The organism is Paenibacillus methanolicus (assembly GCF_008124765.1).
Lineage (GTDB): Bacteria > Bacillota > Bacilli > Paenibacillales > Paenibacillaceae > Paenibacillus_Z > Paenibacillus_Z methanolicus.
Genome location: NZ_VNHS01000012.1, coordinates 265,603 through 280,490, shown reverse-complemented (window position 1 = coordinate 280,490; position 14,888 = coordinate 265,603). Strand labels below are relative to the sequence as shown.

At 61.7% G+C, this 14,888-nt stretch carries 11 protein-coding genes; 4 read left to right on the top strand and 7 right to left on the bottom strand.

Annotated elements, in window-relative coordinates; all coding sequences use genetic code 11:
- The gene (locus BCM02_RS28895; protein ID WP_148932610.1) at positions 1–1,416 is read left to right on the top strand and encodes an NAD-dependent malic enzyme; all 1,416 of its coding nucleotides are present in this window, start codon (positions 1–3) and stop codon (positions 1,414–1,416) included.
- 97 nt (positions 1,417–1,513) lie between these two features.
- Here the strand turns inward: BCM02_RS28895 and BCM02_RS28890 are convergent, their stop codons facing one another.
- The 7 genes from BCM02_RS28890 to BCM02_RS28860 all read right to left on the bottom strand — a co-directional run bounded on the left by BCM02_RS28890 (position 1,514) and on the right by BCM02_RS28860 (position 12,436).
- On the bottom strand, positions 1,514–2,518 hold the full coding sequence (locus tag BCM02_RS28890) for a C40 family peptidase (protein WP_148932609.1): 1,005 nt from the start codon (positions 2,516–2,518) through the stop codon (positions 1,514–1,516).
- 398 nt (positions 2,519–2,916) lie between these two features.
- Positions 2,917–4,932 carry a glycoside hydrolase family 15 protein gene (locus tag BCM02_RS28885; RefSeq protein WP_148932608.1) on the bottom strand — a complete coding sequence of 672 codons (2,016 nt, stop codon included), beginning with the start codon at positions 4,930–4,932 and terminating at the stop codon, positions 2,917–2,919.
- Positions 4,929–5,168, bottom strand: coding sequence for a KTSC domain-containing protein (locus BCM02_RS28880; RefSeq protein WP_148932607.1), 240 nt, complete (start codon positions 5,166–5,168; stop codon positions 4,929–4,931). The genes BCM02_RS28885 and BCM02_RS28880 overlap by 4 nt, the downstream gene beginning before the upstream one ends.
- A gap of 44 nt (positions 5,169–5,212) precedes the next feature.
- On the bottom strand, positions 5,213–7,600 hold the full coding sequence (locus BCM02_RS28875) for a sugar phosphate nucleotidyltransferase (RefSeq protein WP_148932606.1): 2,388 nt from the start codon (positions 7,598–7,600) through the stop codon (positions 5,213–5,215).
- A 15-nt stretch (positions 7,601–7,615) separates the two neighbouring features.
- A complete protein-coding gene (locus tag BCM02_RS28870; RefSeq protein ID WP_148932691.1) occupies positions 7,616–10,504 on the bottom strand; it encodes a 1,4-alpha-glucan branching protein domain-containing protein in 2,889 nt (962 codons plus the stop codon).
- Positions 10,416–11,006, bottom strand: coding sequence for a DUF4912 domain-containing protein (locus BCM02_RS28865; RefSeq protein WP_148932605.1), 591 nt, complete (start codon positions 11,004–11,006; stop codon positions 10,416–10,418). Before BCM02_RS28865 ends, BCM02_RS28870 begins: the two co-directional genes overlap by 89 nt.
- A gap of 548 nt (positions 11,007–11,554) precedes the next feature.
- Positions 11,555–12,436 carry a cation diffusion facilitator family transporter gene (locus tag BCM02_RS28860; protein WP_148932604.1) on the bottom strand — a complete coding sequence of 294 codons (882 nt, stop codon included), beginning with the start codon at positions 12,434–12,436 and terminating at the stop codon, positions 11,555–11,557.
- 345 nt (positions 12,437–12,781) lie between these two features.
- On the opposite strand from BCM02_RS28860, the gene BCM02_RS28855 reads away from it, so the two are divergent.
- From BCM02_RS28855 to BCM02_RS28845, 3 genes are read left to right on the top strand one after another with little or no spacing between them, the layout of a single operon-like run.
- A complete protein-coding gene (locus BCM02_RS28855; RefSeq protein WP_148932603.1) occupies positions 12,782–13,153 on the top strand; it encodes a GntR family transcriptional regulator in 372 nt (123 codons plus the stop codon).
- Positions 13,150–14,031 carry an ATP-binding cassette domain-containing protein gene (locus tag BCM02_RS28850; RefSeq protein WP_148932602.1) on the top strand — a complete coding sequence of 294 codons (882 nt, stop codon included), beginning with the start codon at positions 13,150–13,152 and terminating at the stop codon, positions 14,029–14,031. Before BCM02_RS28855 ends, BCM02_RS28850 begins: the two co-directional genes overlap by 4 nt.
- Entirely contained in the window at positions 14,028–14,774 is a 747-nt protein-coding gene (locus tag BCM02_RS28845) for a hypothetical protein (RefSeq protein ID WP_148932601.1), read from the top strand. Before BCM02_RS28850 ends, BCM02_RS28845 begins: the two co-directional genes overlap by 4 nt.
- Positions 14,775–14,888 lie beyond the last annotated feature (114 nt).

The window sequence follows — 14,888 nt, the reverse complement described above, 5'->3', positions numbered from 1 at the left end:
ATGAACAACCGCTCGCTGGACGGGAAAACGATCATTTTGCGGCTGGAGCTCGACACGGCGACCGCCCAATTCGGCAAGGCGGCGACCGCGATCGAGAAGGCCGGAGGCGACATCATCGCCATCGACGTCATTTCGACCGGACGCGGTCTGAGCGTGCGGGACTTGACGGTAAAAGTATCCGAGCAGGGGACCACCGCCCGCATCTCCGAGGCGCTGGGGGAGCTCCCGGGCATCCGGCTCGTCAACGTCTCCGACCGCACGTTCCTTCTCCATCTGGGCGGCAAAATCGCGATCGCGCCCAAGACGCCGATTCAGAACCGCGACGACCTCTCCCGGGTCTACACGCCGGAAGTGGCGCGGGTGTGCACGGCGATCAGCGAGGACCCGTCGAAGGCGTTCAACCTGACGATCAAACGCAACACGGTCGCGGTCGTCTCCGACGGCAGCGCCGTCCTCGGCCTCGGCAACATCGGCCCCTACGCCGCCATGCCGGTCATGGAGGGCAAAGCGATGCTGTTCAAGCAGTTCGCCGACGTGGACGCCTTCCCGATCTGTCTGGACACCCAAGACACGGAGGCCGTCATCACCGCGGTCAAGGCGCTCGCGCCCGGCTTCGGCGGCATTAACCTCGAGGATATCTCCGCGCCGCGCTGCTTCGAGATCGAGCGCCGGCTGCAGGCCGAACTGGACATCCCGGTCTTCCACGACGATCAGCACGGCACGGCGGTCGTCCTATATGCCGGGCTGCTGAACGCGCTCAAGCTGACGGAGCGTTCGCTCGCCGAGGCGCGCATCGTCATCTGCGGCATCGGCGCGGCGGGCACCGCCTGCACGAAGATGCTGCTGGCCGGCGGCGCCAAGCATGTCATTGGCGTCGACCGCGAAGGCATCCTGACGCGGGACAAGACTTATGCGAACGCGTCTTGGCAGTGGTACGCCGACAATACGAACGAGGAACGCCGTAGCGGCGGTCTCGCCGAAGCCCTCGAAGGCGCCGACGTCTTCATCGGAGTGTCGGCGGGCGGCATCCTGAAGCGGGAAAATATCCAGCGGATGGCCCCCGATCCGATCGTCTTCGCGATGGCCAACCCGGAACCGGAAATCCGGCCCGAGCAGGCGGAGGATCTCGTGGCCGTCTTCGCGACCGGACGATCGGATTACCCGAACCAGATCAACAACGTGCTCTGCTTCCCGGGCATCTTCCGCGGGGCGCTCGACTGCCGGGCCACCCATATTAACGAAGCGATGAAGCTGGCCGCCGCCGAGGCGATCGCATCGGTCATCGGCGAAGACGAGCTGAGCCCGCTTTACATCGTGCCCAGCGTGTTCAACGGGCGCGTCGTCGAAGAGGTGCGCCGCCGAGTCGTGCAGGCCGCCGCGGCGACCGGCGTCGCCCGCAGGCAGGTCCGCGAATAGCCGGCTCTTCGACGCAAAAAGGGACATCCGCGCCATATGGCCGCTGGATGTCCCTTCTTCATATTAATGTATAAGTGCGTTCTAAGCCGATCTAATCCTACAGCGCGCTGCCGCCGTACAGGAAGCGATGCTCCCAATGCGTGCCGGCGATGTCGTTCGTGCGTACGCCGCCGGATTCGGTCGAATACGTATGCAGCACTTTGCCGTCGCCGAGGTAGATGCCGACGTGCGTGATCGTCGCCGTGGACTTGTTCACGCCCGCGTAATTCGACGCGCTTGTTCCCTTGTAGGACATGAATAGCATGAGATCGCCGCGCTTCAGACTGCGCCAGTCGGTCTTCACGGCGCCTTTGCTCTTGACGTACTCGCCTTGCTGGCGGGAGTCCGCCGGCAGCGTCAAGCCCATCCCCTCGCGGAACGCCGTCCGGACGAAATCCGAGCAGTCGAACGTCGTCGTCGTGCTGCGGTCGGAGCTGTACTCATACGGCGTGCCCCAGTATTTCATGCCGGCCGCGATGACCGCTTCGATGGCTGCGTTCGTGTCGACGGCCGGTGTTTGCACCGCGCCGCCGCCCGTCGAGCCGCCGCCCGTGCCGCCCGTATAGTTCGTCGTCACGTACTTCGGATCCGAGCTGACATAGCCTTGGACGCCGTTCTGATCCTGAACCTGGTACCAGTAGCTGTTCGGCTGGCCGATGATCGTCAGCGGTTCGCCCGTCTTCAGATAACGGATGCGCTCCGCGCCCGTGGAAGGCCCCGTCCGGAAGGAAGCGGACGACGCCGCGACCGCGTTCGCCGTGGACGGTGCGCTGACCGCTTCGTCCGGCGCCGTAAACTCGATATATTTATCCGCGCTCGACATATATCCGACTCGGCCCGCGCCGTCTCTAACCTGAAGCCAGTACGCGTTCACTTCGCTCAGCACCGTGACGTTTTCGCCGGCTTTCAGGTAGCGAATCATCGCGCCGCTGGTGGACGGTTGCTCGCGCAGCGTGACGGAAGCCTGAATCTCGGCTTGGCCGGTCTGGGCCATGGCCGCGATCGGCATCGTGATGGAAGCGGCAAGAATCGAGATCATCGTCATTGCGGTAAGTTTCTTCATTCGTTAGGTACCCCCGTTGTCATGTTGTCGTTGGTCGCATGTCTTCACGTCATTACCTATCGCCTAGCAATCGAAGGCTGGCTGCATCCCGCTTGGGCAAGGATGCGGTTGCTTGTCCTGGCACCATTGTACGAAGTTCGACAGGCTGTCGGCTATCGACCGCTCGACCCATCTTGCCAAGTCTCCTGATCGGCAAGCCCCAATTGCGGCGAAGCCCAAAAAGCGCTCCGGCGGACATGCCCAAACGATCAAAATCGCTTGGCATCTCCGGTCGGAGCGCTGCTAGGTTGGCGGTTGACAATCGGCTAATTAGATAGGACCAAAGACGCAAACCAGGGGCAAAAGCCGAGCGGCCAGGTAACATTTACCACCTTGCCTCTCAGCTTGTTTCTTCCTGATTATGCCTTCCCCTGCGAATACTGCGGCGCCTGTTCTTCCTGCTTAACTCCCGGCGCCGCGGCAAGCTCGCGATATTTGTCCATATACTTCACGCACGTATTCACGTAGGTCGCGTGCGACCACGTCAGCGGCGTGACGGAGAGCGGCGATCCGCTGAACGGATCGAGCTGCTCCGGCAGCATGCCGGTGCGCAGCGCATGATCGGCGACCCATTCGATCGTCTGGCTGGCCGCTTGGAGTTCGGCCAGCGTCGTCGCGGATTCGATCTTCCAATCGGCGACCCACAACGTGCAGATGATCCACGGATTGCCCGGCGCTTCATGCAAGTTGCCTGTGCGCTGGAAGTAGTAATCGTTATAGTAGCGGGCGATGCCGCCGATCGGCGTGCGCACGAGCAAGCCTTGCGCGATCGCGTTCATCGTGCTGTTCACGCGCGGATCGGTCGTCGGCAATACGCCGAATGCCGCGATGCCGTATATACTGCTCTCGAGCGTCATGTCTTTGACCCACTGCCCGCCGCTGCGGTACAAGCCGCGAATGAACCGCCCTTCGCTCTCGTCATACAGATGCTTCACGATGTTCGCCTTCATCTCGTCGGCCGCCCGCTGGAACCGTTCGGCCCGCTCCTCGTTGCCGAAGAGCCGGCAGAAGTTCGACGCGGCGGTCAAGCCGGCATGAACGGCGGAGACGGAATACGTGTAGATGCCATGGCGTTCTTCCCACAAGTCGTAGCACGGCGCCGGCAATCCCGTCTCCGCGTCCACGTAGTTCGTGAGGAACTTGCCGGCGCGCACGACCAGCGTCTTATAGAGCGACTGGGCAAAAGCGATATCGCCGTGCTTCTCGTACAGCTTCCAGAACGCGTGCAGCACGAGGCCCGTCTCGTCGATCTGGATCGGCAGCTGCGGCACGCCGTCCGCGAGGAACGGATGCCAACTGGAGCCGACCGTCCCGTCCGGATTGTACTTATGGTGCAAATAGCCTTCCGGCGAGAGTCCCTCCGCGCAGAAGACGAAGAACGGCTCGACCAGTTCCGGATAGCCGGCATCGGACATCGCCAGCGCGATCATCGCGCCGTCGCGCGGCCAGACGTAACTGTAATGGTCTCGGTTGTATTGCAGAATGTCCGAGTCGTTCGCCGCCGTAATCGCACCGCGGATGTCGGTCTGCGTGCGAATGGTCAACAGACTGTGCCGGAACAAGCGAATCGCCCGCTCGCTCATCCCGCCGAAATCCCGCTTCACCTTCGTCGCCCAACCCTCCCAATAGACGGCCACGCGGCGCAGCAGTTTCTCCGGCCGGTTGTCCCGCACGTATTGGTCGAGCACCTTCACGTCCTGCAAGCTTCGGCCGACCGACATCCAGTAGTTCGCCCGCTCCGTCGAATTGCCCGACACGAGCACGGTCAGTCCGGCCGTGCTATCGACCGAGCCTTGCGAGATCGGATTGCCCATCAGATGGCCGTCCTCCGCGTCGACCCAGGTCCCTTGCGCTCCGCCGAACCGCTTGATGCCGATCGAATATTGGGCGATGCCGCCGTTGCCGCCCCAACCGTTGAACATGAAATAGAAGTTGCGCTTGTAATGGAACAAGCTTCCGTTCTCCGGCAGGAATGCGGCGGTATCGCCGACCTCGCTCTCCCCGATGCTGAGGTCTTGGTGGAAGAACAGACGCACCTCGCGCTCCTGGTTCCGTTCATTCGTTATCTCGATGCTGCGCAGCAGCACCGGGTCCCGCTGGTGAACCCCGTCGTAGATCACGAGCCGGATGCCGAGACCGTCGTGCGCCGCTTCGGTGATGGCGACCAGCGTCGAGTCCGCGTAGCGGCTTTCCTTGCGCCAGCTTGGGTTGTCGAGCCAGCTGAATTGACCGTCGACCCAGATCCCGAAGCGGCACATTTGGCCGCCGACGTGATTGTATTGCCCCACGTATGGATAATAAATATCGCGGATGTAGGAATTGCTGTCGATATTCACGAGAAGTTGGCCGTTTCCGACCGCGATATGTCTGGTCATGTCATCTCACCGACTGTGGGTAAATAGGCTTCCGTACCGAAAGGCACATGGCCCTTTTGCGTTAGCCTCATGAGGGCGTCCAGCCGGTTGGTGGATTCGACTACCGACAGGTAATCCGACTTCAACACCGAATGATAGGCGACAACCTCTCCCGTGTGAAAATACAATTGCAACTCCGCCTTATCCTCGTCATACGAACAAAATGCGATTTGCTTCGATTCGACCGGTAACAGCATCCAATCACCCTCCTTCAAATTGTGTTAAAAACCACGTTCCCTAACTATATGAGGTATTGCGCGATTTCTTCCCGATATTTCTGCGTCATCCAGTCCAGTTTTTCATGCGAGTCGGTCTCGACGACGAGCTGCAGCAGCGGCGCGTCCGTCGCGTGCAGGACGAGCACGCTCCCGTCGTCGTGATCGAAGCGAAGACCGCCCGGCCATTCGGTCGCCTCCGATTCGTGCCGTTCCGTCAACAGCCGGAAAATCGAGCCTTTGCGCTCCCACGGACAATCGATCCACTCCCGGCTCCGGTACTGCGGCGGAATCGCGGCGAGGATCTCTTCGGGCCGCTGCCCGGACCGCGCCATATGGCGCATGAGCATCGCGGCGGCATACAGGCCGTTCAAGACGGGGTGAAAAAGCGGATCGTCCGTCGCTTGCAGCATCGAGCGCGGATCGTTCTTCGTCCGCCGCGCATGACCGCCTAAGCCTTCGGCGATCGATTCCGCGACGGCCGGCGCGTCGACCGGGAGGCCGAACGTCCGGCCGCGGCTGCAATGGCTGACGGCCGCGACCGCGAGGCAGAGCAGATCGTCGCCCTCGATCGCCTCGCCTCTCGCGTCCAGCACCCGCAGCGTCCGGCCGCTTTCGTCGAGAATCAGCTTCAAGTCGGCGCCGGCCATCAGCGGCCAGAACGCATGCTCGTTCGGCGATCCCGCGTACACGATGCGCGATGCGCCCGGTCCGAGCAGCGCGGCCGTAAGGCCGAAGATGCCGGGATCGCAGCAGACCGCCACCGTGCCGAGTTCCTCGCCCGCCCATCCGGCCGCCTCGGCGAAACGTCTGGCATAAACGTCATTCACATACGTCTCCCCGCGTCCGCCCAGCCGATCCGGCTGAACCCGCCGAAAATCGTTGTGATTGTAAGCCGACTCGACTTTCCGCGCCACCGCGCTCGCGATCGGCAAACCCGCGGCGTCGCCGCACTCGAGACGAATGCGGATCTCGCTCTCGCCGGCCGCGTGCTGGACGTGAATATACCCGTCCATGCCCGCCTCCAAGATGTAAGCGCGAGCGGCATCCGGCAGCGTCGTTCCGCCGTCGATGACGTCGATGCAGGCGGTCTGCAGCGCGGGGATGATCGATTCTTTCATGATCGCCGCGTACGGGTGTTCCGAATTCGTCACGAGCAGCCGGCTCCCTTCCGGCAGCTGAGAAGCGTAGGCCTGGGCGAACCGGGACGCGCTCTGCGGCGTCATCTCGACGCCGGCTTCGCCTTGGGCGCCCCAGTCGCCGAACAAGCGGGAGGCCGCCGCGCCGCCCCAGATGAGCGAGGTCGGCACATGCGCGTCGTCCCGGACCTCCTTCTCCGGCCAGACGTGGACGTTGCCCGCTACCGTCGCCCTTCGGCCGATCCGGCAGTGGCTGCCGATGACGGACTGCGCTTTGAGCCGGGAGCCGTCGCCGATCGCGCTGTGGTTGCATAGGAGGGAGCCTCGCATCTCGACGGCTTGTCCGAGCTGGGCGTTATCCCAAATAATCGAACGTTCCAGCTCGGAGGCGCCGCCTACGCGGGCGGAATGGCCGATGATGGAATACGGGCCCAGCACCGTGCCGGGCTCGACGCGCGCCCCGCTGCCAATATAGGCGGGCCCGAGGATGCGGACAGACTCGTCCAGCTGCGCATCCTCGTGCGCCCACACGCCGGGCATCAGGGAGCGTCCATCCAATTGTACCTCGACTTTGCCGTCCAGCATGTCGAACTGCGTCTGCTTGTACTGATCAATGCTGCCGATATCGGACCAGTACCGGTCCGTCACGTACCCGTAGAGCGGAATGCCCGCCTCCATGAGCGAAGGGAACAGCTCTTTGCTGAAGTCGTACTCTCTCCCGGCCGGAATTTGGGCGAGCACGTCCGGCTCCACAATATATATACCCGTATTGACCGTGTCGCTGAACACTTCCGGCCAATCCGGTTTCTCCAGAAACCGGATAATTTTGCCGTTCGGATCGGTCTGGACGACGCCGAACTCCAGCGGCCGCTCCACCCGGGCCAAGACGAGCGTCGCCGAGGAGCCGCTTCGTTCATGGAAGCGGACCGCTTCGGTCAGATCGATGTCGGTCAGCGCGTCGCCGCTAATGACGACGAACCGTTCGTCGAGAAAGTCTTCCGCGTTCTTGATGCTGCCCGCCGTCCCGAGCGGAACCGTCTCGTCATAATACCGCAGGTTCACGCCGTAATCGCGCCCATCGCCGTAATAGCGGGTGATCGCCTCCGGGATATATTGGGTCGTCACCGCTATGTCGGTCAGGCCATGCGCCTTGAGCAGCTCGATAATGTAGCTCATGCACGGCTTGTTCAGCAGCGGCACCATCGGCTTGGGCAGCGAACACGTCAGCGGCCGCAGCCGCGTCCCTTTGCCGCCCGCCATAATGACTGCTTTCATGCTTCGTCCCCCTCTCTAGCTCTGCGCGCTCGCGGCGGCGAATTGCCGATCCACCGCGTCTCCGTAGATTCCGCTTACGCGCTGCGCCAATCGCTCCCATTGATATTCGGTGACGAGCTTCTCGTAGGCGTTCTCGGCCATCGACTCGGCTCGTTCGGGATACAGCAGCGATTCGGTCACATGCCAAGCGAGTGATTCGACATGGCCCGGCAGCGCCTTGAAGCCATGCACGCCGTGCTCGATAATGCTCGCCAGCCCTCCCGTATCCGACACGACGAGCGGCCTGCGATACCGCATCGCCTCGAGCGCCACGAGACCGAACGGCTCGTACAGGCTCGGAATGACGACGACGTCCGCCCGCGCCATCCAGGCGCTCTTCTCGTGGTCGCTGACGAAGCCGACGAACCGGACGCGATCCCCCAAGCCCGCCGCCTGCTGACGCAGGGCATGCTCCATCGGCCCGCTGCCCGCGATGACGATCCGCGCGTCGGGCACGTGGTGCAGAATTTGCGGCGCGGCATGCAGAAGCACCTGCACCCCTTTCTCGAACACGAGCCGGCCGATGAAGAAGATGACGCGTCCTTCCTCCTGCTTCGGCTGGGCCGCATCCTCCACGTGAATGTCGATGCCGTTCGGCACGAGGGCGATTTTGTCCTCCGGTAGCTCGAAGCATCGGCGCACCTCTTCGACCATCGTCGTGCTGCACACGATGACCTTCGACGCCTCGTAGCATAGTCCCGCTTCCAGCCGGTGGATATTCTGCTGCAGCTCCGTATGGAGCGCCCCGCCGTTGCGTCCCCACTCCGTCGCATGGATCGTCGCCACGAGCGGAATGCGGTAGCTCATTTTGATTTCGCGCGCCGTGTAATACACCATCCAATCGTGGGCGTGGAGCACGTCGACCCGTCCGCCCGCCTCGATCCACTGCACCAGATGGTCGGTCATCGCCAAGTTCATCTCGAACATCCAATGGAAAAAGTCCGTATCGCCCGAATGCAACACCGGCACACGGTGGACGAAGACGCCGTCCTTCTCTTCGAAATAAGGCGCCCCGAATTCCGATGTCGTCACCACGTGCACCGCTTCGCCCCGCCGGGCCAGCTCCTGCGCCAGCTCGCTGACCGCCTTGGACAGTCCCCCGACGTTCTTCGGCGGATACTCCCAGGCGAGCATGAACGTGTTGCGCTTGTTCCGCGTCCGCTCCATGATCCGCTCGAAGCGCGAAGCCGACAACAGCGCGACGGGCGACGGCACGTCGATCGGCAGGTAGTCCGCGAAGTTCGCCAGCGGGAAGCAGTTGTCTTGTTCCTCGAGCTTCGCGATCCAGTCCGGATCGAGCGATTCGTGGTCCAGCATGTCGCACAGCCGGTGAAAATCGAACAGATGGCGCTTCGTCCGGTTCACCGCGTATTCGACGACCGTGCCCGCATCCATGATGAACGCCCAGTCGCTGCTCTGCGCCAGCATCAGCTCGCGCACGGCCTGGTTCAGCGCCCGCCGCGTCAGCGCGCGCAGCCCGCTCTCGCCTGCGCCCGCCAATTCCGCGTGCGCGCCGGCGACGCGGATCATCCGCTCCTCCGCTTGGTGCAGGTGGCGGTAGATCCAATCGTTATGCCCCTGCAGCCATACTTCGGCCGACGAATTCCGTCCCCAGCTCGAATCGCCGATCTTGCCGGTGTCCGCCAGCGGGTATTGGGCCAAATACTCCGACGGCGTAATCATTTTGATCGTATGCTGATCGTAATAAAGCTTGCGGCACAGCTCCTCCAGCCAGATCGGACCCTCGTACCACCAATGGCCGAACAGCTCGGCATCGTACGGGGACAGCATGAGCGGCGTCCGGTCTAGGAAGCCGTAAGCATGCTCGGCCTCCGCCTGGCGGCACGCGACGAAGTGGTCCGCCTGCATCGCCGCCTTGCCGCGCGCCCATTCCGGATTGTACGGCTCCTTGTACGAGCCTTTGGACGTGATGCGGAAATATTTGATGCCCGTGTTCACCCGCTCGTTCGTCGGCAGCACATAAGGTTTGATGTAACGCCATGCCTCTTCGGATTCCCAGCCTAAATCCCAGCCGATGTCGCGGTAGTACTCCCGGTAGTCGAAATCGCCGGGGTAACCGTCCGTCGAGCTCCATACCTGCCGCGCCGAAGCGGGATCGCGCGGGAACGCCGTCACGCCGTACGGCGTGAGAAGCGGCGCGTACAGCTCGCGGTTGGCCCTCGGAGTCGCGTATTGAACGGCAGTGGAATCGCAAATGAAATAATGAATGCCGTACTGGCGCAAAATGCGGTCGACCCCGACGCTATAGGCGCACTCGGGGAGCCAAATGCCGCGCGGGCGCTGGCCGAAGTGACGGACGTAATCGTTCACCGCGGTCGCGATCTGCGCCTTGATAGCCTCCTCCGTCTTGACGAGCGGCAGGAACGCGTGGGTCGCCGCGCTGGTCATAATCTCGATCTTGCCGGCATCCTGCAGCGCCTTGAAGCGCGGGATGAGCGCCATGCCTCCGGCGATATACATCGCTTTGTAATGCTCGAAGCGTTCCTTGTACATGTGCGCGAGCGGCAGCAGGCTCGGCTCGTCCTTAAGCCGCTTCGTCTCGCTCTCCGCCAGCCGGATCAGCTTATCCAGATGGGAGAGGAAGCGCTGCTGCATGAGCGAATCTTCCAAGAGGGCCAGCAGCGTCGGGGTCATGGAGAGCGTCATGCGAAAATCGACGCCGTCCCCGTCCAGCCGCTCCATCATCTCTAGCAGCGGCAAATACGTTTCCAGCATCGCTTCGTAAAACCAGCGTTCCTCTAAATAATCGTCCCGGTCATGGTGACGTATGTAAGGCAGATGCATGTGCAGCACCAGGGTGATATACCCTTTGCAGACCGGCTTCGGCCGGATTTTGTTCATCATCAAGACGAATGCCTCCTTTCTGGATCTGGGCGAGGGTTTGCATATTCTCGAAAAGATGCGGCATGACGCGTTCGCCGTACGGATGAACCGTCGGCCAGGCCGCGATAACCGGCTCGCCGTAGCCCGGCGCGGCATCGCGCGGCGCGGCGGCGAAATTCGAGCGCATCAGCGGCACGAATTGCCGGTTCCACGTGTAGGTGCCGAAATCGACGAGGTACGTGCAGCCTGCCCGGACGCCGCCGATATACCAGTTGTTCGCCTCCGGGTTCGTCTCGATATCGAAATAGCCGTTCGCGTTGCTGCCGTTAAAGTAGACGTTGGTGACGTCGTAGACGCGCAGCACTTTCGGCAGAAAGTGCCAGTCGGTCTGAAAATGCTGGGCGGCCAGCCACCTGCGGCGGTTGCCGATCTCCCAGTAGACATATAACGTATGGGCGTCCCGAACCAGCACATGAAGCAAATCCTTATCATAGCGGTCGGGCAGTTCCTGATGATAAAGCATCGGCTAAAAGCCGCCTCCTCTCGCGCATTGCGGGTTCAACGTCAGTCCCTGGCGTAGCACTGTTTTCAACCAACGTCATTAGAATGGCATTCCTATCCTCGGGTTATGCAAAATATCCCGGTAATTACCTCCCCCTTCCCTCTCCGCTGCAATGCTGTTAAGAAGGGCTGCGCCCCGTTGACCCCATTTTTGTTGCTCCCTCCTCCCACCTCCTCCGCCGAGGAGGCTCCAAAGGGCTTTGCCCTCTGGACTCCCGTCTTCGTGCTGGCCTGTTTGTTCGCGGTCGGCGGGAAGGCTTGCGTGTGGCACGCTTTTGTCCTGACGGACAAAGCTCCATGCGCGTCGCCTCCCCCTTCCCCCTCCTCCGAGGGGAACCAAAGGGCTTCGCCCTCTGGACGCCCGTCTTCGTACCTTTACGTTTGTTCGCGGTTGGCGGGCGGTTCGAGCTTGGCACGCTGTTGTCCTTGCGGACACGCTCTACTTACTTGATTGAACAACAAAAACAGCCAGGTCGGCTTTCGCCTTCCTGACTGCTCGCTAGTTCCTGTTTAATTCACGCCCTCCGCGCCGAGCGGTTCCACGTGGACGTGGACGCTCATGATGTTGTGCTTGCGCTCCATGCGCCGTTCGATCTCGTCGCTGATCCGGTGGCTTTCCTTCAGCGACAGGTCGGGATCGACCTGCACGACGACGTCGATCAGCACGTTGCTGCCGTGCACGCGGGCCTTGATGTCCTTGATCGACCGGACGCCCTGCGTGCGCTCGATCGTGCTCCGCAGCGTATGCAGCTCTTCTTCATTAAAGCCGTCAGTCAGCGCGTGGGTGGAGCTGTAGAAGATCTCCCACGCCGTCTTGCAGATGATCCCGCCCACGAATAACGCCGCCACAGGGTCGAGCCAGTGCCAGCCGAATTGGGAACCGATGATGCCGACGGCCGCGCCGATGCTCACCAGCGCATCGGACAAATTGTCCTTGGCCGCCGCCATGAGCGCCTGATTGTTGATCCGGTTGGCAAGCCGACGGTTATACGCATAGACGCCGAACATGCAGGCAGCCGCGCCGAGCGCCACCCAGGCGGTCAACAGATCCGGCGCCGCACGGTGACCGGCGAACAACGATTTGCCCGCGCTGATCAACACCTGGATGCCGACGGTCGCCATAATGAAGGAAGCGACGAGCGCCGCGATCGTCTCCGCGCGGAAGTGCCCGTACGGATGGTCTTCGTCGGGCGGCTTCTGGGAGATTCGAAGACCGATCAAGACGGCGGTCGACGCGATAATGTCGGTCAAATTGTTGAATCCGTCCGCGACGAGCGCGGCGGAAGCAAACGTATAGCCCGCGCCGAGCTTGAGCGCCGAGAGCACCAGATACGCGCCGATGCTCACCCAGGCCCCGCGCTCGCCTTGTTTGATTTCTTGGTATTGATCCACTTACGGCAGCTCCTCTCCATGGATGGCTTCAAGCAAGTCCGCTTTGTCCGCGCGTCCGGCGGATGGCGATTGTCGCCTTCAGCATACCAAGCCGCGACCTTGTGGGTCTAGAGAAACAGTGTTGGCGCGAAGCATACTTTCCCCGCCCGCACAAGATGTTTGACCGACTCCAACTTTCGCCGGTTCTCATCCGGCAGTCCTAGTCTAGCATTGCCGTTCTGCGCGAAATCAAACCTTTTCCGCCCCCGCTTCTTCCCTCCTAAGCACGCCATTCCAAGGATTGACAGTGTTAGGGTCCGGTGTTAACGTTAGTGACGAAGAGAACTAACCTAGGAGGCCAAGTCCGTGAATTTCGACGAGCGTGGTCCGATATATGCGCAGATCGCGCACCGGATTAAAGAAGACATTATTAGCGGCAAGCTCCATGAAGAGGAGCAAGTATTGTCGCCGAACCAATATGCCGCTTTCTACCAGATTAATCCCGCCGCCGCGGCCAAAGCTTTCGAGCAGCTGGAAGAGGAAGGCATCCTGTACGAGAAGCGGGGCATCGGCCAATTCGTCAGCCGTCAGGCGCGCATCCGTCTGCTCCGCGAACGACGGGAGCGCTTCTTCAAGAAATTCGTCGATCCGATGCTCGAAGAAGCATTCGCCATCGGCATTACGCCCGAAGAGATCGCCTCGTATATGACGGGGCCCAAAGGGGGCGCGCACGGATGAACATGACGGTCGAATGGAAGGCCATTACGAAGCAATACCGCTCGCAAACCGCGCTGCGCGGCGTCACCGCCACCCTCTCCGGGAACAAGATCATCGGCCTGCTCGGCCGCAACGGCTCCGGCAAGACCTCGCTGCTCTCCATGATGAAAGGCCTGCTTCGTCCGACCTCGGGCAGCATTCTCGTGCAGGGCCAGACACCCTACGAGAACAGCGAACTCGCCCGGCAAATTTGTTTCGTGCGGGACAGCCGGATGGCGTACGGCTTCGCCAAAACGCGCGATGCGCTGGCGATCGCGGCGTCGGCGTGGCCGAATTGGGATGCGGATTACGCGAGCGCGTTGGCCGACCGGTTCGAGCTTCCCCTCGATACGAAAGTCCAGCATCTCTCGCGCGGGATGGAGTCGGCGCTCGGCGCCATTCTAGGGCTCGCGAGCCGCGCGCCGCTCACCCTGCTCGATGAGACCTACATCGGCATGGACGCCCATGCGCGCTACCTGTTCTACGAGGAGCTGCTCGCGGATTATATCCGCTTCCCCCGGATGCTGATTCTCTCCACCCATTTGATCGAGGAAGTCGGCAAGCTGTTCGAGGAAGTGGTCGTGATCGACCGAGGGACGTTGCTTCTGCACGAACCGGTTGAGCAATTATTAATGAAAGCTTATTCCGTGACGGGGACCGAATACGACGTCGACCGATTCACCGAAGACCAGCTGGTGCTGTATACGCTCGGGGGCGGCAGCTTGAAATCCGCGTCCGTGTTCGGGGAAATGACGGATCACCTGCGGAAGCTCGCCGACCTCTATCATCTGGAGGTGCGGTCCTTGCCGCTGCAGGATTTGTTCGTTCACTTGACGAGTCGCCAGGAGGTGCGCGCATGATGCCCCCCAAACCGCCGGTGCATCCCGCGCTCCTCACGCTGCGCGTCCTGGTGGCGACCGGCAAGCCAAAGCTGTTCGCGCTGTTCTGGCTCGCATCGGCGGCCATTACAGCGGCGGCGCTCGTCTATGACAGCGTAGCGCTCGGACCGATCCGAATCAGCTACTGGGACAACGTCTTCGAAGCGTTGAACGTCTACGCCTTCATCGTCGGCGTCCGTCTCACCTACGTCCACCTCGGGGTGCTGCTCAACCATGGCATTACGCGCAAGCACGCGGCGCTCGGCACGCTGCTGTTCTGCGGCGCGTTCGCGCTCGCGAGCGCCGTGCTCGTCGGCGCCGGATTCGCGGTGGAACATGCCGTGTACGCGTCCCAGTCCGGCTGGAACGAGCAATTGAAGGATCATCATCTGTTCGCGCAGGCGAACCAAATTCCGGCCATTGTCGCGGAATATTCCCTGCTTACGCTGTACTCGCTTCTCTTGGGTCATTTCATCGCGACGACGTTCTACCGGTTCGGCAAAGCCGCCGGCGTCATTGCGATCGTGCTTGCTCTCAACCTGGCGATCGGCATCGAGGTGCGGTTCTACGATAATTTCGTCAACCTGCTTCGGGAAGGCAGCCTGCTGAACAGTCTGCTGACGCCGTGGCAGTTCCTGCTGTCCTACGGTCTCGCCGTCGCTTTCCTGTATGCCCTCATTCATTACATGTTCCGCACGTCGGAAATTAAACCGCATACCCGCTAGTATGCAGCATTCAGCGATCGAGAAATACAAGTTGTTTGATAAGCGTGGCACTTTTAAATTCTTGTATTTTGAAAAACGGCCCCCTGGCCATAACCCTCGTACGAGGCGTTATGG

Coding starts and splice junctions, on each gene's coding strand:
- BCM02_RS28875 (WP_148932606.1), bottom strand. CDS start 7,600: ATGAAAGCAGTCATTATGGCGGGCGGCAAAGGGACGCGGCTGCGGCCG.
- BCM02_RS28890 (WP_148932609.1), bottom strand. CDS start 2,518: ATGAAGAAACTTACCGCAATGACGATGATCTCGATTCTTGCCGCTTCC.
- BCM02_RS28880 (WP_148932607.1), bottom strand. CDS start 5,168: ATGCTGTTACCGGTCGAATCGAAGCAAATCGCATTTTGTTCGTATGAC.
- BCM02_RS28895 (WP_148932610.1), top strand. CDS start 1: ATGAACAACCGCTCGCTGGACGGGAAAACGATCATTTTGCGGCTGGAG.
- BCM02_RS28845 (WP_148932601.1), top strand. CDS start 14,028: ATGATGCCCCCCAAACCGCCGGTGCATCCCGCGCTCCTCACGCTGCGC.
- BCM02_RS28850 (WP_148932602.1), top strand. CDS start 13,150: ATGAACATGACGGTCGAATGGAAGGCCATTACGAAGCAATACCGCTCG.
- BCM02_RS28865 (WP_148932605.1), bottom strand. CDS start 11,006: ATGCTTTATCATCAGGAACTGCCCGACCGCTATGATAAGGATTTGCTT.
- BCM02_RS28870 (WP_148932691.1), bottom strand. CDS start 10,504: ATGATGAACAAAATCCGGCCGAAGCCGGTCTGCAAAGGGTATATCACC.
- BCM02_RS28885 (WP_148932608.1), bottom strand. CDS start 4,932: ATGACCAGACATATCGCGGTCGGAAACGGCCAACTTCTCGTGAATATC.